This is a genomic window from Acetobacter syzygii (genome assembly GCF_000964225.1).
In the GTDB taxonomy this organism is placed as follows: domain Bacteria; phylum Pseudomonadota; class Alphaproteobacteria; order Acetobacterales; family Acetobacteraceae; genus Acetobacter; species Acetobacter syzygii.
Genome location: NZ_BAMZ01000024.1, coordinates 47,987 through 71,916 on the forward strand (window position 1 = coordinate 47,987; position 23,930 = coordinate 71,916).

At 57.4% G+C, this 23,930-nt stretch carries 20 protein-coding genes and 1 riboswitch; of the genes, 12 read left to right on the forward strand and 8 right to left on the reverse strand.

What is annotated here, in order from left to right; translation table 11 throughout:
- Nucleotides 1-69: 69 nt before the first annotated feature.
- Nucleotides 70-2,337 carry an FUSC family protein gene (locus Absy_RS09535; RefSeq protein WP_048854520.1) on the reverse strand — a complete coding sequence of 756 codons (2,268 nt, stop codon included), beginning with the start codon at nucleotides 2,335-2,337 and terminating at the stop codon, nucleotides 70-72.
- Nucleotides 2,321-2,794 carry a MarR family winged helix-turn-helix transcriptional regulator gene (locus Absy_RS09540; RefSeq protein ID WP_048854521.1) on the reverse strand — a complete coding sequence of 158 codons (474 nt, stop codon included), beginning with the start codon at nucleotides 2,792-2,794 and terminating at the stop codon, nucleotides 2,321-2,323. The genes Absy_RS09535 and Absy_RS09540 overlap by 17 nt, the downstream gene beginning before the upstream one ends.
- A 184-nt stretch (nucleotides 2,795-2,978) precedes the next feature.
- Nucleotides 2,979-3,217: riboswitch (cobalamin riboswitch) on the forward strand.
- Between the two features lie 180 nt (nucleotides 3,218-3,397).
- Between Absy_RS09540 and Absy_RS09545 the strand changes: the two genes are divergently transcribed.
- The 7 genes from Absy_RS09545 to Absy_RS09575 all read left to right on the forward strand — a co-directional run bounded on the left by Absy_RS09545 (nucleotide 3,398) and on the right by Absy_RS09575 (nucleotide 12,593).
- A complete protein-coding gene (locus Absy_RS09545) occupies nucleotides 3,398-3,838 on the forward strand; it encodes a DUF1636 family protein (RefSeq protein ID WP_048854545.1) in 441 nt (146 codons plus the stop codon).
- Nucleotides 3,835-4,887, forward strand: a complete 1,053-nt coding sequence (gene cobW / locus Absy_RS09550; protein ID WP_048854522.1) for a cobalamin biosynthesis protein CobW — start codon at nucleotides 3,835-3,837, stop codon at nucleotides 4,885-4,887. The genes Absy_RS09545 and cobW overlap by 4 nt, the downstream gene beginning before the upstream one ends.
- Nucleotides 4,888-4,899: 12 nt before the next feature.
- The gene (cobN, locus tag Absy_RS09555; protein WP_048854523.1) at nucleotides 4,900-8,349 is read left to right on the forward strand and encodes a cobaltochelatase subunit CobN; all 3,450 of its coding nucleotides are present in this window, start codon (nucleotides 4,900-4,902) and stop codon (nucleotides 8,347-8,349) included.
- Between the two features lie 2 nt (nucleotides 8,350-8,351).
- The gene (locus Absy_RS09560; RefSeq protein ID WP_084597076.1) at nucleotides 8,352-9,698 is read left to right on the forward strand and encodes a cobyrinate a,c-diamide synthase; all 1,347 of its coding nucleotides are present in this window, start codon (nucleotides 8,352-8,354) and stop codon (nucleotides 9,696-9,698) included.
- Between the two features lie 130 nt (nucleotides 9,699-9,828).
- Nucleotides 9,829-10,398, forward strand: coding sequence for a histidine phosphatase family protein (locus Absy_RS09565; protein ID WP_048854524.1), 570 nt, complete (start codon nucleotides 9,829-9,831; stop codon nucleotides 10,396-10,398).
- Nucleotides 10,399-10,431: 33 nt separating this feature from the next.
- Nucleotides 10,432-11,058, forward strand: coding sequence for a cob(I)yrinic acid a,c-diamide adenosyltransferase (cobO, locus tag Absy_RS09570; RefSeq protein ID WP_048854525.1), 627 nt, complete (start codon nucleotides 10,432-10,434; stop codon nucleotides 11,056-11,058).
- A 14-nt stretch (nucleotides 11,059-11,072) separates the two neighbouring features.
- Entirely contained in the window at nucleotides 11,073-12,593 is a 1,521-nt protein-coding gene (locus Absy_RS09575) for a cobyric acid synthase (protein WP_048854547.1), read from the forward strand.
- Between the two features lie 34 nt (nucleotides 12,594-12,627).
- Here the strand turns inward: Absy_RS09575 and bluB are convergent, their stop codons facing one another.
- Together bluB and cbiB are read right to left on the reverse strand one after the other, a co-directional pair.
- A complete protein-coding gene (bluB, locus tag Absy_RS09580; protein WP_048854526.1) occupies nucleotides 12,628-13,266 on the reverse strand; it encodes a 5,6-dimethylbenzimidazole synthase in 639 nt (212 codons plus the stop codon).
- The gene (gene cbiB, locus Absy_RS09585; protein ID WP_048854527.1) at nucleotides 13,263-14,252 is read right to left on the reverse strand and encodes an adenosylcobinamide-phosphate synthase CbiB; all 990 of its coding nucleotides are present in this window, start codon (nucleotides 14,250-14,252) and stop codon (nucleotides 13,263-13,265) included. Before cbiB ends, bluB begins: the two co-directional genes overlap by 4 nt.
- A gap of 50 nt (nucleotides 14,253-14,302) precedes the next feature.
- Between cbiB and cobD the strand changes: the two genes are divergently transcribed.
- A complete protein-coding gene (gene cobD / locus Absy_RS09590; RefSeq protein WP_048854528.1) occupies nucleotides 14,303-15,382 on the forward strand; it encodes a threonine-phosphate decarboxylase CobD in 1,080 nt (359 codons plus the stop codon).
- A 157-nt stretch (nucleotides 15,383-15,539) separates the two neighbouring features.
- Nucleotides 15,540-15,842: a hypothetical protein gene (locus Absy_RS09595; protein WP_048854548.1), complete on the forward strand. Its 303-nt coding sequence runs from the start codon at nucleotides 15,540-15,542 to the stop codon at nucleotides 15,840-15,842.
- Nucleotides 15,843-15,911: 69 nt separating this feature from the next.
- Here the strand turns inward: Absy_RS09595 and Absy_RS09600 are convergent, their stop codons facing one another.
- Both Absy_RS09600 and cobT read right to left on the reverse strand, forming a co-directional pair.
- Nucleotides 15,912-16,739, reverse strand: a complete 828-nt coding sequence (locus tag Absy_RS09600; RefSeq protein WP_048854529.1) for an adenosylcobinamide-GDP ribazoletransferase — start codon at nucleotides 16,737-16,739, stop codon at nucleotides 15,912-15,914.
- Entirely contained in the window at nucleotides 16,736-17,785 is a 1,050-nt protein-coding gene (cobT, locus tag Absy_RS09605) for a nicotinate-nucleotide--dimethylbenzimidazole phosphoribosyltransferase (RefSeq protein WP_048854530.1), read from the reverse strand. Before cobT ends, Absy_RS09600 begins: the two co-directional genes overlap by 4 nt.
- A gap of 60 nt (nucleotides 17,786-17,845) precedes the next feature.
- On the opposite strand from cobT, the gene cobU reads away from it, so the two are divergent.
- The gene (gene cobU, locus Absy_RS09610) at nucleotides 17,846-18,412 is read left to right on the forward strand and encodes a bifunctional adenosylcobinamide kinase/adenosylcobinamide-phosphate guanylyltransferase (protein ID WP_048854531.1); all 567 of its coding nucleotides are present in this window, start codon (nucleotides 17,846-17,848) and stop codon (nucleotides 18,410-18,412) included.
- Between the two features lie 109 nt (nucleotides 18,413-18,521).
- Nucleotides 18,522-19,976: an NAD-dependent succinate-semialdehyde dehydrogenase gene (locus Absy_RS09615; protein ID WP_084597078.1), complete on the forward strand. Its 1,455-nt coding sequence runs from the start codon at nucleotides 18,522-18,524 to the stop codon at nucleotides 19,974-19,976.
- Between the two features lie 83 nt (nucleotides 19,977-20,059).
- Here the strand turns inward: Absy_RS09615 and Absy_RS09620 are convergent, their stop codons facing one another.
- Nucleotides 20,060-22,222 carry a TonB-dependent receptor gene (locus Absy_RS09620; RefSeq protein WP_048854533.1) on the reverse strand — a complete coding sequence of 721 codons (2,163 nt, stop codon included), beginning with the start codon at nucleotides 22,220-22,222 and terminating at the stop codon, nucleotides 20,060-20,062.
- A 97-nt stretch (nucleotides 22,223-22,319) separates the two neighbouring features.
- A complete protein-coding gene (locus Absy_RS09625) occupies nucleotides 22,320-22,802 on the reverse strand; it encodes a DUF2946 domain-containing protein (RefSeq protein ID WP_052945741.1) in 483 nt (160 codons plus the stop codon).
- Nucleotides 22,803-22,932: 130 nt separating this feature from the next.
- On the opposite strand from Absy_RS09625, the gene Absy_RS09630 reads away from it, so the two are divergent.
- Entirely contained in the window at nucleotides 22,933-23,847 is a 915-nt protein-coding gene (locus Absy_RS09630; protein WP_048854534.1) for an energy transducer TonB, read from the forward strand.
- Nucleotides 23,848-23,930 lie beyond the last annotated feature (83 nt).

Below are 23,930 nucleotides of genomic sequence, written 5' to 3' on the forward strand. Positions count from 1 at the left end.
AATGGTTTTATAAAGTTCATCGCTCTCAAAAATTTGTTTTTTACAGTATTCGAGGGCGGGGCGCTGCCCCTACCTCGTAAAAGTGGAGGCCGGTGCAGGATGCACAGAAACGGTTGTGGCCGCCAGTGGACTATCTTCCGTTAGCTGGATGGGGCCATGGTCATGGAAAAAACCGGGGATTGAAAGAATAATGCTCGCCGCCTGCTCCAGGCAGGACAAGGTTCTGTCCCGCGTTAGGGAAAGCCCGGCTTCTTCCGTTGGAATGGTGCGGATGGCAAGAGCTGCCTGCCGGAGCGCACCGGCTGTTTCTGCCGGATTATGGCGTAGCAGGGAAAAAGCTTTAAAAGCTTTGTCCAGTGCGGCATGGGCCTGTGGGTCCAGCGTTGCATGGGCGGCGTTCCATTTAAGCCGGACAATCAACCGCCCGAGCGAGAGCGATGCAAACGCGGCATCCGTATAGCCTTGGCGGTCTATGTTGGTGGACATAAAGGAAAGGCGCATCATCAAACGCGAGATTTTCTGGAGTTGCAGCCCCTCCCATGCGACCCATGGTTCCGTACGGTCGGAGGGTGTGCGGGCCAGTTTTTGAATACTACGGGTGAGCGATGTGACCAGTCGGGCGGCATCCAGCCTGTGGTCAGCAGGTAGAATAACCCTAAACACCACTGCCAGTAGCGCGCAGGCAACCAGAATACTCATCCAGTTGTTGGTCAGGGTCAGGTCATTATAAACAATCGGGTTATCGACCGAGAGCATCATGGTAAAAAAGACGGCATAGCCAAATGCACCAATGCTGTAGCGTGGGTGGAATTGCAACCACACACCGGGCAGCAGGAACAGGCACAGGCTGAGCCAGAGCAATGGATAGCCATCTATGCGTGGCAGGGCCAGCGTATGGCATAAAAACCCCATGGGAATAGCCAGCATGGTGCCAGTTGCCATCATGGGGCTGGCCTTGGCGGCAGAAGGGGTGGTGGACAAAAGGCTGGATGCGGCAACGGTGTATATGATCAGCAGTGGGCCAGAACTCCAGTGCAGAATATACCATAACATACCGGCCAGCAGGGCAATAAAGCTGCCTCGCACACCGTTACGCAATGCTGTTGGCCATTCCAGATAGGGCTGAATGTTGGCCTGTGTGCGGTCCGGCCGCAGGCTGGTCAGGTCATGCAGGGCCAGATCCATCTGTACCAGTGCATCCCGCGTGTTATCCAGCGCGGCCAGTGTGGCGGGGTTGGATGTCTGGCGGGCAAGCTGTTCCAGAGTTTTCAGCGCATCGTGCAGGCAGGTGGAAAGAGGGGTTGGGTTTTTCAGCCAGTCCGGCTGTTCGCTTAACTCCAGCACGCGGCCCAGAGTTTGCGCAACCAGCAGGTGAACACTTCGTGTTTCCTCTACCCCGGCAGAAAAAGTTAGCCAGTACGGGTGGTAGCTCACAATCAGTCCGGTCAGGCGGCTCAGGCACAGGCGCAGGTTGCGCACACGGTTTTGCATATCCGGGTCGTCGGCTGCGGCAAATTCTATGGCGGGAGTCAGGCCCGCCATGTTGGCCAGTAATTTGCTGCGGCTGTCGTAGATTGGCTGGCCGAACCCGCGGAAAGCCGTGTTGGCTGCAGCTGCTTTTTGTTCCTGTTTTTCCAGTGTGTTGATCACGGTTGTTTCTAGCGCTTCGGGCGTAACCCGTTCGCTCTCAGCTTTATGGAAAGTTCTGGCGTGGAGAACCGTTTCCCGGAAAGCCTGCCCCAGTTTGTAAAGCACTGTGCTGGGTTTGCGGGGAGATGTAACCATGAACACGCAGGCCGTTACCACAATGCCGGTTGCCACAACGGAAAGGCGGCTCATGGCAGATAGAAAAATGCCATCTGGGTTGGCGAAGGCGGGTGCCGCAATAATTACAATTGTATAGCCGGTAAGTACGGCCGCATACGCCCGGAAAAAACGCAGGAACGTGGCTACCATACAGGCAAGGCCAACAAAAACGGACAGAACAGCAAAATACAAAACCGGGGATTGCACAAAAATGGCCATAACCCCAACGCTAATGGTCGCCCCGATCAGGGTGCCGATAAGACGCCACACACTTTTGGAAACCATGGCCCCCACGGTGGGGTTTGCCACAATCAGCACGGTCGTGGCCGCGCTCAGCGGGGACTGGAGCTGGAAAACGAATGCCAGAAAAAGGGCAATCCCAACGGACAGAAACACCCGTGCCGTATAGCCAGCAGTCGCCACAAAACCGTTCCATCTGGCATCGTTGGTAAACAGTGCCGGGGCAACGCGACTGCTGATCCATTGCAGGAACGATGGAGCAGCGGCTGGCAGGTCAGATTGTGTTGGCATGGTGTGCTTCAAGCAGGGTGGACAAGGAATGTATCAGGGCATCGGTCTGGGTAGGCGGAAGGGCCTGTTTTATGTCCTGCTCCAGATCGGCGGCAATCTGGTGGAACAGGCGGCACTGTTCCTGCCCGGCCTCTGTCAGGAACAGGCGTTTGGCGCGGCGGTCCTGCGCATCGGGCTTGCGGGTAATAAGCCCCTGTTTTTCCAGCAGGTCCAGAACGCGGACCAATGCTGAGCAATCTATGTTCATGGTGTGGGCAAGGTCACGCTGGGTTGCGCCCTTGGGGAGCATCCGCAGGTAGGCCATGGGGCGCATGACAGCCAGTGTCATACCGTGTGGGCGTAACGCACGGTCTAAGCCTGTACGCCATAGCGTTGCCAGCCGCATAACCCGGAAGGTTAGTGCCATGCCGGGAAAAAACGTCTCATCCAGTGTGGACACATCGTGTCTGTCAGTCATGTCGGGTCATAAATTAGCGTCATTATAGTTGATATAAAAACTATATGCGCAAATTAGAACAGGGTTGCGTATGGGTCAATCACGTTTCTTGAATGAATCAATCTGTAATCGGCGCGCTCCATGCCCTGTGGGTATGGGCGCTATCCATGGTGCCAAACCTTGAAAGGGAGCGGTTTTTGTGTGCATCATACGCTCACTTGATGGTGCCCCCTATCGGGGGTGAAAAGGGAAGATCGGTGCAAGGCCGTCGCTGCCCCCGCAACTGTAAGTGTCCATCGCGTTCCGCTGGAGCCTCTGCTTCAGGGTCAGTCACTGGTTCCTCTCGGGAATCGGGAAGGCTCGGAACGGTGCCTGAGCATCGGCCAATGGTCGGTGCAGGGCTTGGGTGCAAGCCAGGAGACCTGCCATCGCAAGGAGATTAAGGCCATTCCCCCACGGAATGGTTGTGTTCTGGCGTTGTATGCTGGCGGGGTGCCCGGCATATGCGAATGTGCCTTCAAGGTGCGTTTTCTTTGCCGCGCGTGTGGCAAGGAGCTGGTTGCTGTTGCCCTATGCCTGCCGCTGTGCCTCCACAAATGGTGCCTCGGTATATTGGAAAGATGCATGACCGCAGAACAACCCCAGCTTTCTTCAGGTAATCACCCGGTCAGCGTAAGCCAGCCAGTGCTGCATGTGTGTGTGACGTGCAGGCGTGGTGGGCCAGCTATGGCACATCCACCGGGAGCACAACTGCTGGAGCGTTTGCAAACCCTGCTGGATGCGGAGCAGCAGGCGGGCGCAACGTCTGCTGTTCAGTTGCGTTCGGTTGCCTGTCTGGCTGCGTGCGATCAGGGGTGTACTGCAGCCATAGCCATGGAGGGCAGGTGGACATGGCTGCTCGGCCACCTGGGGCCGGAAAAAGCGGACGATCTTTTGGCCTATGCACGTTTGTATGCGGCATCTTCCAAAGGGACTGTCATGCCGTCCCGCCGTCCTGCATCCCTTGCCAACATGGTGCTGGGGCGTGTGCCTGCACTGCTTTATAATGAACAGGAAAAACCATGACTGCTGCCAAAACACGGGTCCCCGTGACCATTATCACCGGGTTTTTGGGGGCTGGTAAAACCACTTTGCTCCGGAATCTGCTCCATCGCGCACAAGGGCACCGTATTGCCGTAGTGGTCAACGAGTTTGGCTCCCTTGGTATTGATGGCGAAATCCTGCGTGGATGCGGGGTGGAAGGCTGCCGTGAGGAAGATATTGTAGAGCTGACCAATGGGTGTTTATGCTGCACGGTGGCGGATGATTTTTTGCCAACCATGGAGGCTTTGCTGGATCGGGCCGATCCGCCCGAACATGTTGTGATAGAGACATCTGGTCTGGCCCTGCCAAAACCGTTGCTCAAGGCATTTGGCTGGCCCACGGTGCGTAACCGTATGACTGTGGATGGGGTTGTCGCTGTGGTGGATGCACCTGCTGTGGCAGCGGGTCGCTTTGCGGATGATCCACAGGCTGTGGAAGCACAGCGGGCGGAAGATCCATCCCTTGATCACGATAACCCTTTAGCGGAAGTGTTTGAAGACCAGATCAATGCAGCCGACCTTGTTGTGTTGAACAAAACGGACCTGCTGGATGCCGCACAGCTGGATGCGGTAGAGCAGGATATTCGTAACCTGGCTCCCCGGCCTGTACAGATTATCCGGGCAGCGGAAGGTAAGGTGGACCCTGCCGTATTATTGGGGATTGGCGCAGCAGCCGAGAGCGATCTGGCTGCCCGTCCCTCCCACCATGATGCGGAAGATGGCGAGCATGAGCACGATGATTTTGAAAGTTTTGTTGTTGCCGTGCCAGAACAGCAGACGGTCGATCAGTTTTTGACCAGTTTACAAAATACCGCACGCAGGTTTGATGTTCTTCGGATGAAAGGGTTTGCTGCGGTTTGCAACAAACCCATGCGGCTGGCGGTACAGGGAGTAGGCAGCCGCTTCCGGCATGAGTTTGATCGCCCCTTGGGTGCCGCGGAAGAGCGCACGGGCCGTATTGTGGTTATTGGCCAGAAAGGGCTGGATGCTGTAGCCATTGCCACGGCATTGGCAGGCAGACTGGTCGCGTAAGGGCAGGCCGCCATGCACCTTCTGGTCCGCGAAAGCCGGACGCTGGATGAACAGGACATGGCAGAAGATCTCGCTCTCCCCGGAGCCGAGATAGTTGTCCTGTCATTTACCGAGAGTGATCTGCTGGGTCTGCGCCATGCGGAGCAGCAGATGCGGGCTCAGGCTGGGGGCACCGTTCCCTCCGTGCAGGTTACAAGCCTTGCGCGGTTGCGGCACCCCATGTCCATTGATCTGTATGTGGAAACCACGTTGCAGAAGGCCCGGTGCGTGGTGGTGCGCCTGCTGGGTGGGGTAGATTACTGGCGCTATGGGGCGGAAGAGCTGGCAGCATGGGCTCGTGTGCAAAGCGTGCCGGTGGTCTTTTTGCCCGGTCATACTGGGTGTGGTGGCACAGGGCAGGCGGAAGGCGCACAGATAGATGATGCCCGGCTGGCGGAATTGTCATGTGGTGTTAGAGCGGACCAGCGCCAGCGCCTGAGCGGTTTTTTTGCACAGGGCGGACCTGGTAATATGCAGGCGGCCTTGCGGTTGATGGCCTCTCTCGCCGGGTATGGGACGGATGATGGCACCCAGCCAGAGCGTTTGCCTGCATGGGGCCTTTACCGCTCGTATCCTGCCCGGCAGGGGGAGCACCGTGCTGTAGCGTACTCGGCTGTGGTTGTGTTCTACCGTGCGCATCTTCTGGCAGCAGATATGGCGGGGCTGGAGCGCCTTGCGGAGGTTCTGGCCCAGCAGGGCTGCTCCGTGGATCTGTTGTTTGTCACTTCCCTCAAGGATACCGAGGTTGCTCAAGGGGTGGCGGAGCACCTGATGCGTGCAAAGCCGGATGTGGTGTTGAATGCCACCTGTTTTTCGGCTCGCGGTGGGCAGGGTATTTCTCCGCTGGATGGAGCGGGGGCACCAGTTTTGCAGGTGCTGCAACCGGGCAGTACACAAGTTTTGTGGGCTGAAAGTTCGCGTGGTTTAGGGCGGTCAGACCTTGCCATGCAGGTTGTTCTGCCCGAATTGGATGGCTCTATTGCGACATTTCCTGTTTCCTTCCGGCAGGAGGCGGCTCCAGGGCTGCCTGCCCAGCGCGTGGCGTATGAGGCGGGTATCCGTATGGTGGTGGCGCGGGCCATGGCGTGGGCCCGTTTGCGGCATACAACCGTTGAGCAAAAACAGGTTGGTATTGTGCTCTCGGATTATCCGGGTGCAGGGCTGGAGCACGCAGGTGCCCACGTAGCGCACGCAGTTGGGCTGGATGGGTTTGCCAGCCTGCATAACATTCTATTGCACATGCACCAGCAGGGTTATGCCACGGGGGAACTGCCCGTGCCAGATACGCAGGAACTGGCTTTGTGTATGACGCGTAACCCTGCGCAGGCGGTTTTGTCCCTTGCTGCGTATCAGACTTTGGCAGAGGAACTGGATGCGGGTTTTATGGCATCTGTTACCAAGGCATGGGGGCATCCACAGCAGGATGCCGCAGTAAGGGATGGCGCATTTTACCTGCGTTATATGACTGTGGGTCATATTACCCTCGCCGTGCAGCCCGATCGGGGAAAAGCCGCAGACCGTAAAGCGCTTTACCATGACCCGGATACACCACCATGTCATGCGTATGTTGCGTTTTACCTTTGGTTGCGGAATGTAAAAAAGCTGGATGCACTGGTGCATCTGGGAACACATGGAACGCTGGAGTGGCTGCCGGGCAAGGCTGTTGCGCTCTCTCCAACCTGTGCGCCAGCGGTGCTGACGGGTGACCTGCCTGTTATTTATCCTTTTATTGTTAATAACCCGGGAGAGGCCGCTGCCGCCCGCCGCCGGCTGGGAGCCGTAACGATTGGGCATATGACGCCACCAGTCATGCAGGCCACACTTTCGGGCGAGATGCACGAACTTGAGCGTCTGATTGATGAATATGCAGAGGCAGATGGGCTGGATCCACGCAGGAGCAGCCTGCTGCGAGCCGATATTCTGGAACGTGCAACGCGTACAGGTGTTCTGGCCGAGAGTGGTGTACGCCCCGGTGAACTGGACGAAACTGAAGCACTGGCCCGGCTGGATGCCTATTTGTGCGATGTCAAAGATTTGCAAATCCGTGATGGTTTGCATGTTTTTGGAAAAATGGCACCCCGCGCAACCATGTTGGTGCAAACCATTACGCAGGCCTGTGGCAAACCGGATGATCCGGATTTTGTAGCAGATGTTACGCAGCGCATAAATCTGTGTGGCCGTGCAGAAATGCAGGCACTGCTGGGGGCATTGGCCGGGCGGCCTGTAGCGGCGGGACCAGCAGGCGCGCCCACACGTGGGCGTATTGATGTGCTGCCAACAGGACGTAACCTTTTTACGGTAGACCCACGTGCCTTACCCACACCATCGGCTGTGGTACTGGCTGCACGCATGGAGCGGCTTTTGCTGACCCGGCATTTGCAGGAGCATGGCGAACCGCTGACCCATATTGTTATGGATCTGTGGGGTTCAGCCAGTCTGCGTACAGGGGGGGAGGATCTGGCTCTGGCTCTGCGGCTCATGGGGGTGGAGGTTCTCCGAGCGGAGGGTACGGGCCATGTGCGTGGGTTTGAGGTTATTCCCTTACCTGTGCTTGATCGCCCCAGAGTGGATGTAACTTTGCGTATTTCCGGTCTGTTCCGCGATGCTTTTGCGGACCAGATCGCCCTGTTCGATCAGGCGGTCAATGCCGTTGCCAACCGGCGGGAACCAGCGGACTGGAACCCCTTGGCTGCACAGGTCAAAGGGCTGGAAGGGGAGGCCCGTAAACGGGCTACCGCACGTATTTTTGGGGCTGCTGCCGGGGCTTATGGCACAGGCATAGAAGACCATCTGCTACATGGCACATGGGCAGACCGGGCAGAACTGGGTGCGGCATGGCTTGAGGGATCGTCCTGGATGTATGGCGGCGGGCGGGATGGCACACAGGATGAGGCGGCCCTTGCAGCCCTGCTAGGCCGGGCAGAAACCGTTTTGCATGTGCAGGATAATGCAGAGACGGATTTGCTGGAAAGCCCTGATATTGCAGCACACGAAGGCGGGCTTGCGGCAGCCACCACCTTGGCTGGTGGCGCACCATCCGTGCTGCATGGCGATACGTCGCGCCCACAGGCGCCACGCCTGCGGGCAACAGAAGATGAGGTGGCACGTATTGTGCGCGGGCGGCTTGCCAACCCGCAATGGATAGAGGGAATGCAGCGCCACGGTTATGCTGGTGCCGCGGAACTGGCCCGTGGGCTGGATGCACTGCATGGATTTGCCGCAACCATGCCCCAACGCTTTGACCGGCAGTTCGATCTGGTGTTTGCCGCAACATTGGGGAACACACAGTGCGACCATTTTTTACAACAGGCTAACCCCGCCGCGCGGGAGGCCATGCGCCAGCGCTTTGCTGAGGCCATGTGGCGCGGTCTGTGGCACCCACGCGGGAACAGTGTGGTCCATGTGCTGGATGGGGATGAATGAGCATGACAACGCGGGCCATTATGGTTGCGGCACCCCGTTCGGGCGGTGGCAAAACAACCTTGACCCTAGCCCTGCTTGCAGCACTGGAGCGTAGGGGGTTACGGGTTGGTGCGGTCAAAACCGGACCGGATTATATAGATCCAGCTTTCCATGCGGCTATTACTGGCCGTCCGGGACTTAATCTGGATAGTTGGTGCATGTCGCCCGACCTTTTGCACGAGGTGATGCAGGCTGCATGTCAGGACGTGGATGTTCTGGTGGTGGAATCGGCCATGGGGCTGTTCGATGGCCTTTCCCTCCCTGATGGACAGAGAGGTGCTCCTTCCGATATTGCTGCGTTTTTTGGCATTCCCGTGCTGTTTGTACTCGATATGTCGGGGCAAGGGCAGTCCGTTGGGCCTATTGCCAAGGGGTTTGCGCAGTGGTCCCCGCATGTGCAGGTGAATGGCGTTGTTCTGAACCGCGTTGCATCTGCCCGGCATGAGCGTTTGGGGCGCGAAGCCGTGCAGGCTGCAGGTCTGCCAGTTTATGGTGCACTTATGCGGCAGAGTGGCCAAACCCTGCCGGAGCGGCATTTGGGGCTGGTACAGGCGCGTGAACATGGCAACCTGGCCGGATGGTTGGCCGATCTGGCGGATAAGGCTGAGCGGGAACTGGATCTGGATGGCATTCTGGCCGCTGCGGCGCCGCTGCCTTCAGGCCGGGGAATGTATAGTTATAGTCCGGCGGGTCTATTGCCGCCACCGGGGCAGCGTATTGCTGTGGCGGATGATGCCGCTTTTTCCTTCCTGTACGGGCATCTGGCTTTGTTCTGGCGGCGTGCGGGGGCCGAGCTGGTCCCGTTTTCTCCCCTTGCGGATGACCCGCCGGATCCATCCTGCACGGCTTGCTGGCTGCCCGGTGGTTACCCTGAACTCCATGCGGGGCAATTGGCGCAGGCCACAAAATTTTATGCTGGTTTGAGGGCTTTTGCCCAGACCCGGCCTGTGCATGGCGAATGCGGGGGGTTTATGGTGCTGGGGCAGGGGCTGGAAGATGCACAGGGCGTGCGGCATGGCATGGCAGGTTTGCTCGGTCACACCACGTCTTTTGCTAAACGGAAGCTGAATCTGGGTTACCGTGAGGCAACGCTTGTAAACGATGGTGTCCTTGGTGCGCGGGGTGCACGTTTGCGTGGGCATGAGTTCCATTATGCCACAGTGCTGGACGGGGGGGCGGATGCGCCGTTGGCCAGTTTGCGCTCCGGTATAGGGGAAGAACTGGGGATGTGTGGTGGACAGCGCGGATTTGTGTCTGGCTCTTTTTTTCATGTTCTGGCGACGGTTGCAGAACAGGCGCAGGAGGTCTGAGCCTCTCCTGCAAATATGGGGGTGGTGGAGTGTCTGGCTTGCAGGCAATGTACAGGCTGGCAGTAAAAGCCGGTGTATTTTGCCTGTCTGGCAGGGCCAAACAATGGGCAGAGAAAAGAGGAGACAGGCCATGCAGTCTTTTCCGGTGTTGTTGGTAAGACATGCTCCCGTAATGCTGCCCGAAGGAGTCTGCTATGGCAGGCAGGATGTGGCGTTGCGCCCGGGGTGGGAAAAAATTGTTTCCGGGCTTTCTGTTCTGGCCAAAGGCGCTGTGTGTCGGGTGCTGTATAGTTCTCCCGCACGCCGCTGTCGCGAAATGGCACAGCGCCTAGCCTTGGCAACAGGGATGGAACTGCGCGTGGACCCGCGCCTGTCCGAGCTGGATTTTGGCCAGTGGGAGGGGCTACGCTGGCAGGATATTGAGCGTGGACAACTGGATGAATGGGCAAAGGACCCATCTGGTTTTGCTCCGCCGGAAGGGGAGAGCGGATCAGCCCTTTGCCATCGCATAACGGACTTCTGGCACGATATGCACCATAAAGGCGAGGCCGCGTGTGTTTTGTCCCACGGTGGGCCATTGCGTATTCTCAGCGCATTGGCGGCGGGGGAAAGACCGGAACTGCTTGCTCCTTCCATGCCGCAGGGTTTTGCCCGTCTGTTTATGGTTGAACAGTCGGTTCAATCCATTCCGTCATGTTAAAAAATTTTACAGGTCAAAGAATAGTCAGTTGTCATGAGTAACGCGCAGCACAGCACAGCCGAGCAGGACGCCGAACGCCATAAAGAGAAAATGCGCAAGCGTAAGGCTGTGCAGGATCAGGAGGTTGCAAGCAAAACGGTGGAAAAAGGCTTGCTGCTGGTTAACACGGGGCCAGGCAAAGGCAAGTCCACCGCAGCATTTGGGCTGGCATTGCGTATGCTGGGGTATGACCGGCGTGTTGTGGTGGTGCAGTTTATCAAAGGCGCGTGGCATACGGGGGAGCGCCGTGCGCTTGAACGTTTTGGCGACTTGGTGGAATGGCATTCCATGGGCGAAGGGTTTACGTGGGAAACACAGGACCGCGCGCGTGATGTTGCTGCGTGTGAGCGGGCGTGGCAGGTAGCAAAGCAGGCGCTTGCCCGCCCGGATGTGGCTCTGGTGGTGCTTGATGAGCTGAATATTGCGCTGCGTTATGAATATTTGGATATAGAACAGGTGCTGGCAGATATAGCTGCCCGCCCCAAGGCGCAGCATGTTGTGGTAACTGGCCGTAATGCGCGCCAGCCTTTGCTGGATGCGGCGGACCTTGTAACGGAAATGACACTGGTCAAACACCACTTCAAAGCCGGGATCAAGGCGCAGGAAGGTGTGGAGTTTTGACTGCCCGTGTTCTTATGGTGCAAGGGACCGGCTCAAGCGTTGGTAAATCCACACTGGTGGCAGGGCTTGCCCGTGCTCTAACCCGGCGCGGCTTGCGGGTATTGCCTTTTAAACCGCAAAACATGTCCAATAATGCAGCCGTTACACAAGATGGTGGGGAAATTGGACGTGCTCAGGCCTTGCAGGCACGAGCCTGTGGCGTTCTCCCTCTTGCGGATATGAATCCGGTCCTGCTTAAACCGCAGGGTGAAACAGGGGCGCAACTTGTTGTGCGCGGCCAGCGTGTGGATACAATAGAGGCCCGCAACTACCAGACCCGCAAAGAGCAGCTTATGCCACAGGTTTTGGCGAGTTTTAAAAACCTTATGGCACAGGCGGATGTTGTTCTGGTGGAAGGGGCAGGCTCTGCTTCGGAAGTTAACCTGCGCAGGCACGATATTGCCAATATGGGCTTTGCGCAGGCTGTGCAGGCACCGGTTGTGCTGGTGGGTGATATTGACCGGGGCGGCGTTATTGCCAGCCTTGTTGGCACACAGGTTGTGCTGCCAGCAGAAGATGCCGCACGGATCAAGGGCTTTGTGGTTAACCGTATGCGCGGAGACCCAACCCTGTTTGCCGATGGTATGGATTTTGTAGCCAGCAGAACAGGTTGGCAGCCACTAGGACTGGTGCCGCATCTAGCCAATGTACGCGACTTGCCAGCAGAAGATGCAGCCGATCTTATGGCTACTCTGCGAACAAAGCGGCGGATTGAGCCGGGTGGTGGCAATACGCCAAGGCTGCGCATGGTTGTGCCAATTATGCCTATGATTGCAAACTTTGATGATCTGGACCCTTTGTGCACGGAACCGGGGGTGGAGGTCATACCTGTAACAGTAGGCGAACCTCTTCCTGATGCAGAGATTATTCTGCTTCCAGGCTCCAAAGCGACATTGGCGGATCTGGCGTTTTTACGGGCACAGGGGTGGGCTGAGCAGATTGTAGCCCATGCGCAAAATGGCGGTTCTGTTATGGGCATTTGCGGTGGCTACCAGATGCTGGGTCTGTCCATTGCTGACCCGCAAGGTACGGAAGGGCCAGCCTGCAAAGCGCCCGGTCTTGGGCTTATGCCCATCCATACCGTGCTGGGGCATAATAAACGCCTTGATTATGGAACGGGTTTTCTGGCGCAGGGGCGGCAGCCTGTTGCCGGGTATGAAATGCACTTGGGTTGGACAGAGAAACCAGAAGAGCTGGAGCCACTCTTATGGCTGAATGGTCAGGCGGAAGGGTGTGTATCCGACAATGGGCGGATATGGGGTACATATCTGCATGGTGTTTTTACGCACCGTGCTGCACGTCTGGCTTTGCTCGAACGGGTGGGTGGAAGTGCATTTGCGCCTGATGGTGTATGGGCACAGGCAGGGGATTTCCTACCCGACAACCATGATAGCAGGGTTGATGCAGCCTTAGACCATCTGGCAGACCATCTGGAACAATATATGGATGTGGAGGCTCTTCTGGCGCTGGCGCAGCCGCCTGTTTATGCTGCGTAATGTAAAAAAATGCTCTGCGGCCTATCCGTTTGTATCAGCGTGCTATCCACTGGCGGCGGGCAGGGTTGCGCTGTTCCCAGCCACGGCGCTCCAGTTCGGGTGAACTGGCGGGCTCCTGCGGGTAGCCGACGCACAGATAAGCCAAAAACTGCCAATCCGGGTTAATGCCCAAAACCCGGTTGGCCTCCTTGGGGTCCAGAATGGAAACCCAGCCAACTCCAATCCCCAGTGCTGTTGCTGCCAGCCAGAATGTATGAATGGCCATAACGGCGGACCATGTGGTGGTCTGGGGCATGGTGCCGCGGCCCAACCCCCGCCCCTGAGCAGGATTGGTTTCGCAAAAAACAGCAATATGGTGCGGGGCATCGTCCAGCCCTGCCAATTTGAGGGATGCGTAGCGTTGCGCATCATCCCCGCCACGGCCTGCCAGTTCCAGCGCATTGCTTTGGGCAAAATTTTCCCGAATGGCATGGCGGCGGGCAGGGTTATCCACTTTGACAAAGCGCCACGGCTCGCTCAACCCAACGGAAGGGGCCAGACAGGCAGTCTCCAGCAGGTGTTGGAGACTACGTTCGGGCAACGGGTCTGTTTTAAAATGGCGTACATCCCTCCGCCATATAAACAGCTGTTCAAGTTCTGCCAGAAACATGGGGGAAAAGGAGGGTGCGTTCATTGCGCTATCATGCAGGCAAGTGCTGTGCACAGCAACCCGGCAATAAGAATGCCACAGGCTTTACGGTAGAGGTGTAACCCCCGGTCCAGATCAGCCACGGTTGCGCCAGAGGTACCACTGCCAATCCACGGGTCCTGGGTTATTTTGCCTCCATAGGAGCGGGGGCCAGCAAGCAATGTGTTCAGGGCTGCCGCCATGGCGGCTTCTGGCCAGCCAGCATTGGGGGAGCGGTGGCGGGGTGCATCGCGTTTGATGGTGCGCCAGATGTGGGGCCACTGCTGCCGTGGGGCTGCCAGCATAAGGCACAGCGCCGCAAGGCGGGAGGCAGGCAGGTTAATCAGATCGTCCAGCTTGGCGGATGCCATGCCAAAGGCACCATAACGCAGGTTCAGGTGGCCAATCATGCTGTCTGCCGTGTTAACGGATTTGTAAAAAACAGCGCCGGGCAGGCCAAACACGGCAGTCCAGAAAAGAGGGGCCACAATACCGTCGGAATAGTTTTCGGCCAGACTTTCCAGTGCGGCTCGCACAATCCCCGCTTCATCCAATGCGGAGGTGTCACGCCCAACAATCATGCTAACGGCTTTTCGGCCGCCGCGCAGGCCTTGCTTGCGCAGGGCCGTGGCGACTGCGCGCACATGCGTCCATAACGAGCGTTGCGCAACAAGTGTGCTGGCCATTGCTGCCTGCATAAGGAGCATGACAGGTGCAGGCAAAAGAGTATAACCCACACCAAGCAGGAGGCATGTGAGAGTGACGGGAATGGCAATAATGAGCGCCAGTGCCACAAAGCCGAGTAGCCTGCGTGTTTGTTCAGGCAGGTCAGCCCTGTTTAACGCGTGTTCCAGCCTGTCTATGAGCGCGCCAATCCACATTACGGGGTGGCCAATCCTGTCCAGCAGGGGCTGGGGGTAACCCCACAGGGCTTCCATGCCAGCGGCAAGAGCGGCAACAGGTACGGTGATGGCAAGGGGGAAGAACAACATGGGAGGCGGATATGCACACTAACCAGCTACAGAAGGTCGTGGACGCTACCATGCACGGGCAGGTGCCGCCTAACGGTTTGTCTTCAGGTCAGGGTGTGCAGCTTATACCACTTCCTCTGCATGGTGGGCAGGTGCGCGCAGTCATGCAGTATTTTGCCGGAGCGCCAGAACCTTTTATCGACCTGTCAACCGGGGTTAGTCCTTTTGCTTACCCGCTGGTGTGGCCCCCCCTTGCCAAGCTGCATTGCCTGCCCGAGGAAGGGGAGGAATGGGCTTTGCAGCAGGTTGCCGCAACGGCTTACGGCGTGCATGGGCCGGAAATGGTGGTGTCAGGCGCGGGAAGTCAGAGCCTGATTGCGCTATTGCCTAGACTGCTAGGGGTGCAAAATGCCTGTGTGCTGGGGCCAACGTACTCTGGCCATCAGCAGGCATGGCAATCATATGGTGTGCCCTGTGCGGTGGTTGAACATCTGTGGCAGGTGCAGCAGGCAGCCCGACAGGCAGGAACAGTCTGTGTGATCTGCAACCCGAATAATCCCGATGGACGGTTGCTGGATGTGCAGACACTCGCCGCATTGGCCCAGCAATGTGCACAGGTTGGCAGCTGGCTTGTGGTGGACGAGGCATTTGCAGATTTTGGCAATCAGAGTGTGGCCTCTCTATTGCCGCATCCTGCCCTTGTTGTGTTGCGGTCGTTTGGCAAAACCTATGGCCTCCCTGGTGTGCGTCTGGGTTTTTTGCTGGCCACGCCTGAACTTGCGCACCATGCACGTACCCTTCAGGGGTCCTGGCCGGTAGGTGCGGTTGCACTGGCGGCAGGGCAGCAGGCGCTGGTTGATACGCAATGGTTGCGGCAGGCAGGGCAGCAGGCGCGTACTGCTCACCACAGACTGGTCGATGCCTTGCAAAAAGCGGGTTTTGAATGCAGGGGACAATCAACCCTGTTCACCTTGGTTACAGTGGCGGATGCTTACGCCTTGTGGGTGCATTTGTGCCGCCATGGTATTGTAACCCGCCGGTTTGCAGAGCAACCCCACTGGCTGCGCTTTGGTTTGCCAGCCAGTGAGTCTGCCTGGCACCGGCTGGAGCGTGCGCTGGCTGCATGGTCAGGTGGGGAGCCTGTTGCATAACAGGGTGAGGGCAAACAACAGCAAGGTGCAGATATTTATTTCTGCACGATAAAACCCGGACCTATGGCTGGTTTTTCCGGGCTGTGTTCAAAGTGTTTTGCCATGTCATATTTTCATCAAACTCTTTGTTGCGCTTTCCTCTTCCCTTTTTGGTGGCATGGTTCATAGAAGGGAACAGGCAGAAAAGGATAACGCCATGCAAGACCAAGACGAAGTGATCGTAGGTTACCTCATCCAGCGTGAAGACGCAGAGGGTGAACTGTCGTTCTGGGAGCCGCGTAACGAGTGGCAGGAAGATCCCAACGAAGGCAAGCTCTACGAAAAGGTGGAAGAAGCCGAAGCGGACGCCAAAGCTCTGCAGGCTGGTGATGATGCCACCATTACCGTGGAACTCGTCTTTGAAGCCGACGAAGATGGAGACTGGGACGACGAAGACGAAGCAGAAGCGCCCAAGGCCTGATTCTGTATGCGGTGCATCGTTCCGGGCTTACCAACGGATGGTGCACCGCACATTTAAAAGCGCAGATTGTCAGAGTGCTGCGGCATACAGGTTTAGCAGCAGGCATTCAGCCAGCACCGCGCAGCATCCCAACACATCCCCCGTATAGCCGCCAAGCAGCCGTTTGGCGCAGACTGCAACCACCCCTGCTGTGGCGCAGGCCAGAGCAGTTGCGCCAAGCCCAAGGGCAAGGCACGAAAACAGGGCCTCCCCTTTGCCAGACACAATAAAAGAGAGGCCAAAAGTCGCGCTGACAGCTAAAAAAGCGGCAACGCATAAGGCTCGTGTAGGAAGTGGGGTTAGGGTACGGGCCAGCCCGTCTGTTCTGGCGGGTAGCGCAAGTGTGGGTACAAGCAGCATAGCCAGTCTGGCAAGGCAGGCTGTTATGGAGCAAACTGTCAGGCAGGCCCACACAGGTAATGTAGCCAGAGCAGAGGCACGAACCAGCAGGCTCAGGCAGAGTGCAATTACGCCGTAACTGCCTATGCGGCTATCGCGCATAATGGCAAGCCTGCGTTCTACCGTGTTGCCTCCACAGCCATCGGCCATATCTGCCAGCCCATCCTCGTGCAATCCACCCGTGAGTGCGCTCTGGCAGGCCAAAGCCAGCCCGGCGGCAGCAAGAGCGGGTACGTGTGCCAAGCGCAGCATGGCCAGCACGCTGCCTGTCAAAGCGCCGATGCCCAGAGCGATCAACGGCCAGCACCAGAGCGATCTGGCAAGGGGCCATGGTGCGGTACTGGTTCTGCTGGCTGGTGGAGCCAGCCAGCCAGCGGGCAGGCGTGTAAGCAGGCTTAGCCCGCAGGCAAGGTCCAGCCTGAGCTGCCCGAACAGACTATCTGGCGGTGTGTTGGTCATATATGCTCAGAGACAGATGCTTGGGCAAAGGTTGCCATGCCCGTATGGCAGGCAAGGGCTGCGCGCAGAATTGGAATGGCCAGCGCTGCGCCAGAGGCCTCCCCAAGGCGTAGGCCCAGCCCGCTTAGAATTGGCTTCAGGCCAAGGAGACCTGCCAGACGGGCAGTATGGCCCGTTTCTGTTGGACAGTGGGAGAGCGCTGTGTGCTCCAGTGCATCAGGGTGGAGGCGCATGAGCGGTGCGACTGCAGCAGTGCAGACAAAACCGTCCAGTATGACCGGAATCCGCCGGTGCCGTGCCGCAAGGGTTGCCCCCAGTATTGCTGCCAGTTCGTAGCCGCCCAGCCGCCGGGCAACCTCGAGTGGGTCGTGGAGATGGGGAGCATGGTGGGCTAAAGCTGCGTCAATGATGGTGGCTTTATGTCTGGTTCCCGCGGCATCCAGCCCTGTGCCTTGGCCTGCCCAGTCGGCACCGTTCTGGTTGGTCAGGGCTGCACATAAGGCCGATGCAATGGTGGTGTTGCCTATGCCCATCTCGCCCAGGCACAGCAGGTCACAGGTCTGGGGTACTGCGGCAAATCCTGCTTGCACAGCATTCAGGAATTCCTGTTCCGTCATGGCGGGGGCATGGGTACAGTCAGCGGTAGGGGTCAGGTTGTGCACCGGCACAACAGCCAGCTCCGCCTGTGCTATGCGGGCAATCTGGTTAATGGCGGCTCCACCCTGCTCAAAATTCCTGACCATTTGTGCCGTAACTTCTACCGGCCATGGAGAAACCCGGTGTGCCATAACACCGTGATTGCCCGCAAAAATAAGAACCTGCACCTGTTCAAGTCGGGGGGACACGCGGTGTTGCCAGCCGCCCAGCCAGCGTGTCATTTCCTCCAGTTGGCCTAGGCTGCCCGGTGGTTTGGTCAGTGTGGCCTCCCGCTGGGTAATAGTGTCCTGCACCTGCGTATTGGCAGGCGGGAGCGACAGGCAGAGTGCACGCAGGTCCTGTAAAGTGTTGGGAATACTGGTCAGGGGCGGAAAGGAAGAAGAGGGCATGGGTGCAATTCTGTGTTGTTATGGGGGTTCGCGCAAATGGAAACAGGGTCGGATTAGCGTATGACCAGCATAAGTCTCAACCTCCAGCATGGTGGTGTGGCAGGGAGTCTGCTTGTACTGGGTGGTGCCCGGTCGGGCAAAAGCTGTTTTGCAGAGCGTGCCATAACGGCCTTGCCCGCGCCGTGGGTCTATTTGGCCACGGGCCGTGCCTTCGATGATGAAATGCGTGAACGGATTGCCCGGCATAAGCGCGAGCGCGGACTTGCAGGCTGGCAAACGGTGGAAGAACCGACAGATGTCGCTACAGTGTTGCGCCAGTATGCCAATGTTCCCGTGCTGCTGGATTGCCTGACTTTGTGGCTGACCAACCTGTTGCTCGATGAGCAGGACATAGAGGCGGCAACGCAGAGCTTATTGAACAGTCTGAGCGATCGCACCGCCCCGACTGTTATGGTCGGGAACGAGGTCGGTTTGGGCATTGTGCCCGAAAGCCCTTTGGGGCGCCGCTTTAGGGACGAGGCAGGTCGGTTGCACCAGCGTTTGGCAGAGAGGGTTGGTAAGGTGGTGTTTGTTGCAGCGGGCCTGCCGCTGGTGCTCAAGAACGAAGTTGATACCCGCAACCCGTAAAATATGATTGGCCTCTTGCACACTCGCGTGGAAGATGGTGATTGAATGACGCTTATGCGGGCATAACTGGGTTCCCCACAGACCCATTCATTTTGGCTGAGAGATGCATATGTCGGAAACACCACTCAACACCCAGCTTCTGATTGCAGGACAATGGCAGGATGCGGCTGATGGCCGGACCCTCCCCATTCTGGACCCAGCCAGTGGCGAACCTATTGGCAAGGTTGCCCATGCCTCTGTTGCCGATCTGGAAAAAACGGTTGCCGGGGCTGCCGCAGGGTATGACGTATGGCGGAACATGACCGCATGGGACCGCTATACGGTCATGCGCAAAGCCGCTGATCTGCTGCGCGAGCGGGCCGATGCCATTGGCCGGATTATGAGCCGCGAGCAGGGCAAGCCACTGGCGCAGGCCGTGATCGAAATTAACACGGCAGCAGGCATTATTGAATATTTTGGTGAAGAGGGCCGACGCCTGAATGATGAGCTGGTGCCCCCGCGTGCACCGTTTGTTGAGCAGCGCGTACTGCACCGCCCCATTGGCGTTGTAGCGGCATTTACGCCGTGGAACTTCCCCATTAACCAGATTGCACGCAAACTGGGTGCGGCACTTGGGGCCGGGTGTGGGGTTATTGTTAAAGCACCGGAAGATACGCCAGCTTCTCCCGCAGAGCTTATTCGCTGTTTTTGCGATGCCGGGATTCCCGCTGGGGTGGTGTCTCTAGTCTATGGGACTCCGGCCGAAATTTCGGAGTATCTGATTGCCCATCCCGTGGTGCGGAAGATCTCCTTTACCGGTTCTACGCCGGTGGGCAAGCATCTGGCAGCGTTGGCTGGTGCCCAGATGAAGCCGGTTACCATGGAACTGGGCGGTCATGGCCCGGTTATTGTTTGCCGCGATGCGGATCTGGATCAGGCGGCAGAGCGCGTTGCCGCTGCCAAGTTCCGCAATGCCGGGCAGGTGTGCATCGCCCCTACGCGCTTCTTGCTGCATAAGGATATTGCCCCCGCGTTCATTGAAAAGTTCAAGGCCCAGATGAGTGCGCTCAAAATCGGCCGTGGTCTGGACGAGGGTGTGACCATGGGGCCGCTTATCAATGAGCGCCGGGTCAAAGCATTAACAGAACTGGTGGAGGATGCCCGCGCCAAAGGTGCGGAGCTGTGGCAGCCCGACCTGTCTTTGCCCAACAAAGGGTTCTTTTTTCCGCCAACGCTGGTGCTCAAGCCAACGCTGGAAATGCGGGTCATGCAGGAAGAACCTTTTGGCCCGATTGCCATTATGGACGAGTTTTCCGACCTGGCGGATGCTGTTGAGGAAGCCAACCGTCTGCCTTATGGTCTGGCGGCTTATGTTTATACGCGTTGTGAGCGTACCGAACGTCTGCTGGGCGAAAAACTGGAAGCAGGCATGGTGGCCATTAACCACCATGGTATTGGCACACCTGAGGTGCCGTTTGGCGGGATCAAAGATTCTGGTTATGGCACGGAGGGTGGTCCAGCGGCTCTGCGGGCGCATACCATTATCAAGCTGGTATCCAGCCTGCATGAACGCCCGAATTTTTAAGACCGTTACCTGTTAAGTAGTCAAAAAAACGCCGTGTGCTGTAAGGGCACACGGCGTTTTTTATATCTGAATACCCAGAAAAGTCAGAATGTGGCTGACAGGCTGACGTTAAACGACCGTCCCATGCCCGGCATGGGTGTGCGAGATGTTTTGATGTCTGATGTTAAAATGCCACCGAGGGGCATGTAGTAGCGCTGGTTCAGAACATTATCGATCCCTGCTGTCAGGGTCATCATTTTCCAGTTGTAACTGCCGTTCAGGTTTAGCAGCGCATAGCCGGGTGTGCGGGGTTCGTTGCGTAGGGAATCGACCGTATTTTTGGCTTTGACAAAGTTCATTTCTGCCCGTCCGGTCCATGGTCCCACGGTTTCGTTCAGGCCTAGTGTGCCGTTTAGAGGCATTTGCTGGTACAGACCGGTGTGGGAAACCTTGTCTTGCCCACGCACCCAGTTCAGCACGCCGGTGACTTCCCCTTTGCCGTAACGGCTTGTGTTCCACAGTGTAAAGTGGCCGGAGGTGTTAATGCCGTACATCTGGGCATTATGATTTTCAAACATATACTGGTTTGTGGTCGCGCTTAATGCTTTTACGAACCGCACATTAATGTAGTTGTGCACATAGGTGTAATAGGGCTGTACTTTAAGCCCCCAGCGTTGGGCAGAGGTCGGGTCATGCCAGTCAAACGTAATGCTGGCGGTGTTCCCGACTTCGGACTTCAGGTTCGGATTGCCAATATAACCGTTTCCATCCCCAAACCAGCCGATCATTTTGGATGACATGGCACCTTGCCCCCAGGCGTAACGCTCATACAGGTTAGGGGCGCGGGATTTGCGGGCGTAGCCAGCCTCTATGGTCAGGCTGTCAGTTGTTTTCCAGCGGGTCAGGGCGGTAACGTCAAAATTAACATCCGTTCGCCCGTGTTTGATGCTGTTAAACTCCTGCGCGGCTTTGATGTCCGCAGCGCTCATCATGCCTGTCCATGAATAGGGCGAGACATTCCCCGTATTCATCATGACCAGATCATTCCGAAAACCCAGCAGGGTGGAAACACGGGGCGTCCACTGGGCTTCCCATTCTGCAAAATGACCCAGCCGGTCCCGGTGGCCGTTGTTGATGTTATTAAAGGTGCCCGGCCCCATCATCATGCTGCCTTCAAGTGGGGGCCACCAGTCTTTCAGCCCTTCATGGTCAAATGAGCTGCCAAGGCGTAACGTGTGCTGGCGTGCCAGTGGAATGGTGGCTTTTATGGAATATCCTGCGGAACGCTGGTCATCATTCATGGGCATGCCTTTGGTTGCGCTGTGCCCACCTTTGTCGTCCAGCATATTCATGGCATGGTTTACGCGCTGCCAGTGGCCGCGTGCTTCCAGTGTGCCCCAGTTAAAGTCACCCACGTACTTGCCATTAACGTAGGTGGAGCGGTTGTTGGTCATATCCATATACTGGTTGGCAAACCCTTCACGCGGGGCATCCTGCTGACCAAAGGTCAGGACCAGAAGGTGGTTTTTCTTGTGCACACCAAAGGTGACATCGTGAGTATAGCGCAGGTATTCGGTCGAGCCGACTTTGCCTATGCCACCGCCACCGCTGTAATCCTCTGACTGATCGTAAGAGGCATTGTAGCGCAGACTGAATGTGTCGTTCGCCACGGTCATGCTGCCCGCAGCGGAATAGCCACCGCCATTGCTGCGGTAGGTGCCGCGCGCGCGACCGGTAAACAGAATTTTGCCGTGGCGTGCAAAGCGTGGGTCAGCCCGTTCCACGTCTATTGTTCCGCCAAGGCTGTCTCCCCCGTTGCTGACGGATGTCAGTCCCGCCACGGAGGTGGCGGTTTCCACGCTATCAGGGTCTATGTAGGACAGGGCGGGATTCATGTGGTTGGGGCAGGCGGGGTTAATGCGCACGCCATCAACTACAGTGGCTACCCGGTCGTCTGCCATGCCGTTCAATACTGGCAGGTTGGCCAGCCGCCCGCCCCCGTAACTGCTAAAGCCCGGCTGATTGCGGAAAAGAGAGGAAGCATCCGGACTGGAAAGGCGAGACATGCGCGCCGAACTTTTGTCGACCACGGAAGCATTTAAAAGGCTGTCAGCTACAGAAGCATCTTCCTCTGCGGTGGAAATATCTACACGGGGCAGAGTTACAACAGTTGCGGCAATTCCAGGCGTTGCAGCGCAAGGCAGGGCGCACAGAGTGGCAAGCCACAGCCAGCTACGCTGACCGTGGACAAAAAATGGATAAGACATGAACAGAAAAACCCTGTTTCAAAGCATACTGAGAAGGTCTCTGGCCAAAAAGCTTCCCATGTAAAGCATGAGTGCCAATGGCGCAGAGAGTGGAGTTTCAGAAAGCCTGAAGCAGGGTGAGGGGAGGTCCGCGTGATGGAGGAAGGCCCAGTACGCACACGGGTGGTGCGCGAGGGGCAGAAGCTGCACTGCCACGGCGGACCCAGCGTAGCACGGGGGTTGGCAGCAGCAGGAATACGGCTGGTAATGCGGCAAAAAATGCAAGTAATGGGCAAAGCGGACAGCTTGCCTCATTATGGTGGTGAGCGGGGTGTGTGGGCTGGTCTTTTGGCGCACCAACCATGCAATGCATCTGGTGCATGGCGCTGTGCGTGGAGCCACAATGGGTGGCTAGGGTGGTCGCCGCAGGCCCTACCTGGGGTGCAATATCTATACCTGTAAGCCGAATGAGTGTTGCGCGTGGCAATTCATCAGGCAAAGAGAGCGATTGAAGTGCCGTGAGTCCCAAAAGGCCCGTCAACGTCACCATGACCAGCGGCCATAAGAGCAGCGCGCGAATAATGGGGTTACGACGGGGCATAGGGCGGATCAGAGGCTTTCAACAATCAGGTATAAACAGGTAATTTAACAAACTGAGGCATGTTTGCGCTTTTATTGATCACCCTGTCAAATCAAACAGGGCTATGCCATAATTTGGTCGGAGGCCCATTGTGAGCAGATGGCATACAGATAGACAGGATCCTGCACAGCAGGAACATGGACCCACCTTAAGCCTGCCTGATGGGCGTTTGGCAAAGGTGACCGGGCGGCAAGCGCTTGCTCTTGGCCTGTCCCGGCAGAGTAGGCTCGTATGGTTGCTGGCGTTTGCTTTGGCCGTGTTTGCTCACCTTATCATGACGCTCTGGTTGATGGTGACGGTAGCCCCTCAAACTGGTACACAAGAGCCTGTTGCTGTTTCCATGCTGTTTGAAGCTCCTCCAGCTCCCTTATCGGCCTCCAGCCAGTCGCGAGAGCAAAATAACCCAGCTCCTCAGCCGCAGGTTCAGCCAGAACCCGCCATGAAAAACGTGCCGGATATGAATGATCCTGCTCTGGAGAAGGATATGGAGGCGGTTCCTCCTCCTCCTCCTCCTCCTCCTGTTTTGCCAGAAGCAGAGCAGTCTCTGGCTGCTCCGGCCTTGCCAAAAAAAATGGTCATGCCCGATCGCCCCATCCAGCACGATGGAAAGCGCTCTATGTCTGCCAAACATGTGCCAGAAGCGGAGGCGGCAACGGGGGCAGTCGCGTCGGCTTCTGTAAAAACCACATCGGCAGCATCAGGCGGGCAGGCTGCCACGCCACCGAGTGTTCCATCGGCGGGGCGTACAGGCAGTATGCAGCTCACCTGTTCTGCACCAGAAGCGCATTACCCGGTTTCCGCCCGCCATTTACATGAGGAGGGCGAGGCCGTGGCAGAGGTCAGCCTTAACAGTAAAGGGCAGGTTGTAGCCGCCAGACTGGTTAAAAGCACCGGGTATGATGACCTGGATGATCAGGCACTCCAGACCGTTAAAAACCTCCATTGCACAGCGCCCGGTTCCGCAGCGGTAACAGGCCGCATACCGGTTGGTTTTCATATCCAGTAATTCCGCTTGTGTCCGTTTGGCTTTTGCAGTAGGAGACTGACCAACGCCTCTTGTCCCGTTCGTCTAGAGGCCTAGGACACTGC

Coding starts and splice junctions, on each gene's coding strand:
- Absy_RS09535 (WP_048854520.1), bottom strand. CDS start 2,337: ATGCCAACACAATCTGACCTGCCAGCCGCTGCTCCATCGTTCCTGCAA.
- Absy_RS09540 (WP_048854521.1), bottom strand. CDS start 2,794: ATGACTGACAGACACGATGTGTCCACACTGGATGAGACGTTTTTTCCC.
- Absy_RS09545 (WP_048854545.1), top strand. CDS start 3,398: ATGACCGCAGAACAACCCCAGCTTTCTTCAGGTAATCACCCGGTCAGC.
- cobW (WP_048854522.1), top strand. CDS start 3,835: ATGACTGCTGCCAAAACACGGGTCCCCGTGACCATTATCACCGGGTTT.
- cobN (WP_048854523.1), top strand. CDS start 4,900: ATGCACCTTCTGGTCCGCGAAAGCCGGACGCTGGATGAACAGGACATG.
- Absy_RS09560 (WP_084597076.1), top strand. CDS start 8,352: ATGACAACGCGGGCCATTATGGTTGCGGCACCCCGTTCGGGCGGTGGC.
- Absy_RS09565 (WP_048854524.1), top strand. CDS start 9,829: ATGCAGTCTTTTCCGGTGTTGTTGGTAAGACATGCTCCCGTAATGCTG.
- cobO (WP_048854525.1), top strand. CDS start 10,432: ATGAGTAACGCGCAGCACAGCACAGCCGAGCAGGACGCCGAACGCCAT.
- Absy_RS09575 (WP_048854547.1), top strand. CDS start 11,073: ATGGTGCAAGGGACCGGCTCAAGCGTTGGTAAATCCACACTGGTGGCA.
- bluB (WP_048854526.1), bottom strand. CDS start 13,266: ATGAACGCACCCTCCTTTTCCCCCATGTTTCTGGCAGAACTTGAACAG.
- cbiB (WP_048854527.1), bottom strand. CDS start 14,252: ATGTTGTTCTTCCCCCTTGCCATCACCGTACCTGTTGCCGCTCTTGCC.
- cobD (WP_048854528.1), top strand. CDS start 14,303: ATGCACGGGCAGGTGCCGCCTAACGGTTTGTCTTCAGGTCAGGGTGTG.
- Absy_RS09595 (WP_048854548.1), top strand. CDS start 15,540: ATGGTTCATAGAAGGGAACAGGCAGAAAAGGATAACGCCATGCAAGAC.
- Absy_RS09600 (WP_048854529.1), bottom strand. CDS start 16,739: ATGACCAACACACCGCCAGATAGTCTGTTCGGGCAGCTCAGGCTGGAC.
- cobT (WP_048854530.1), bottom strand. CDS start 17,785: ATGCCCTCTTCTTCCTTTCCGCCCCTGACCAGTATTCCCAACACTTTA.
- cobU (WP_048854531.1), top strand. CDS start 17,846: ATGACCAGCATAAGTCTCAACCTCCAGCATGGTGGTGTGGCAGGGAGT.
- Absy_RS09615 (WP_084597078.1), top strand. CDS start 18,522: ATGTCGGAAACACCACTCAACACCCAGCTTCTGATTGCAGGACAATGG.
- Absy_RS09620 (WP_048854533.1), bottom strand. CDS start 22,222: ATGTCTTATCCATTTTTTGTCCACGGTCAGCGTAGCTGGCTGTGGCTT.
- Absy_RS09625 (WP_052945741.1), bottom strand. CDS start 22,802: ATGCCCCGTCGTAACCCCATTATTCGCGCGCTGCTCTTATGGCCGCTG.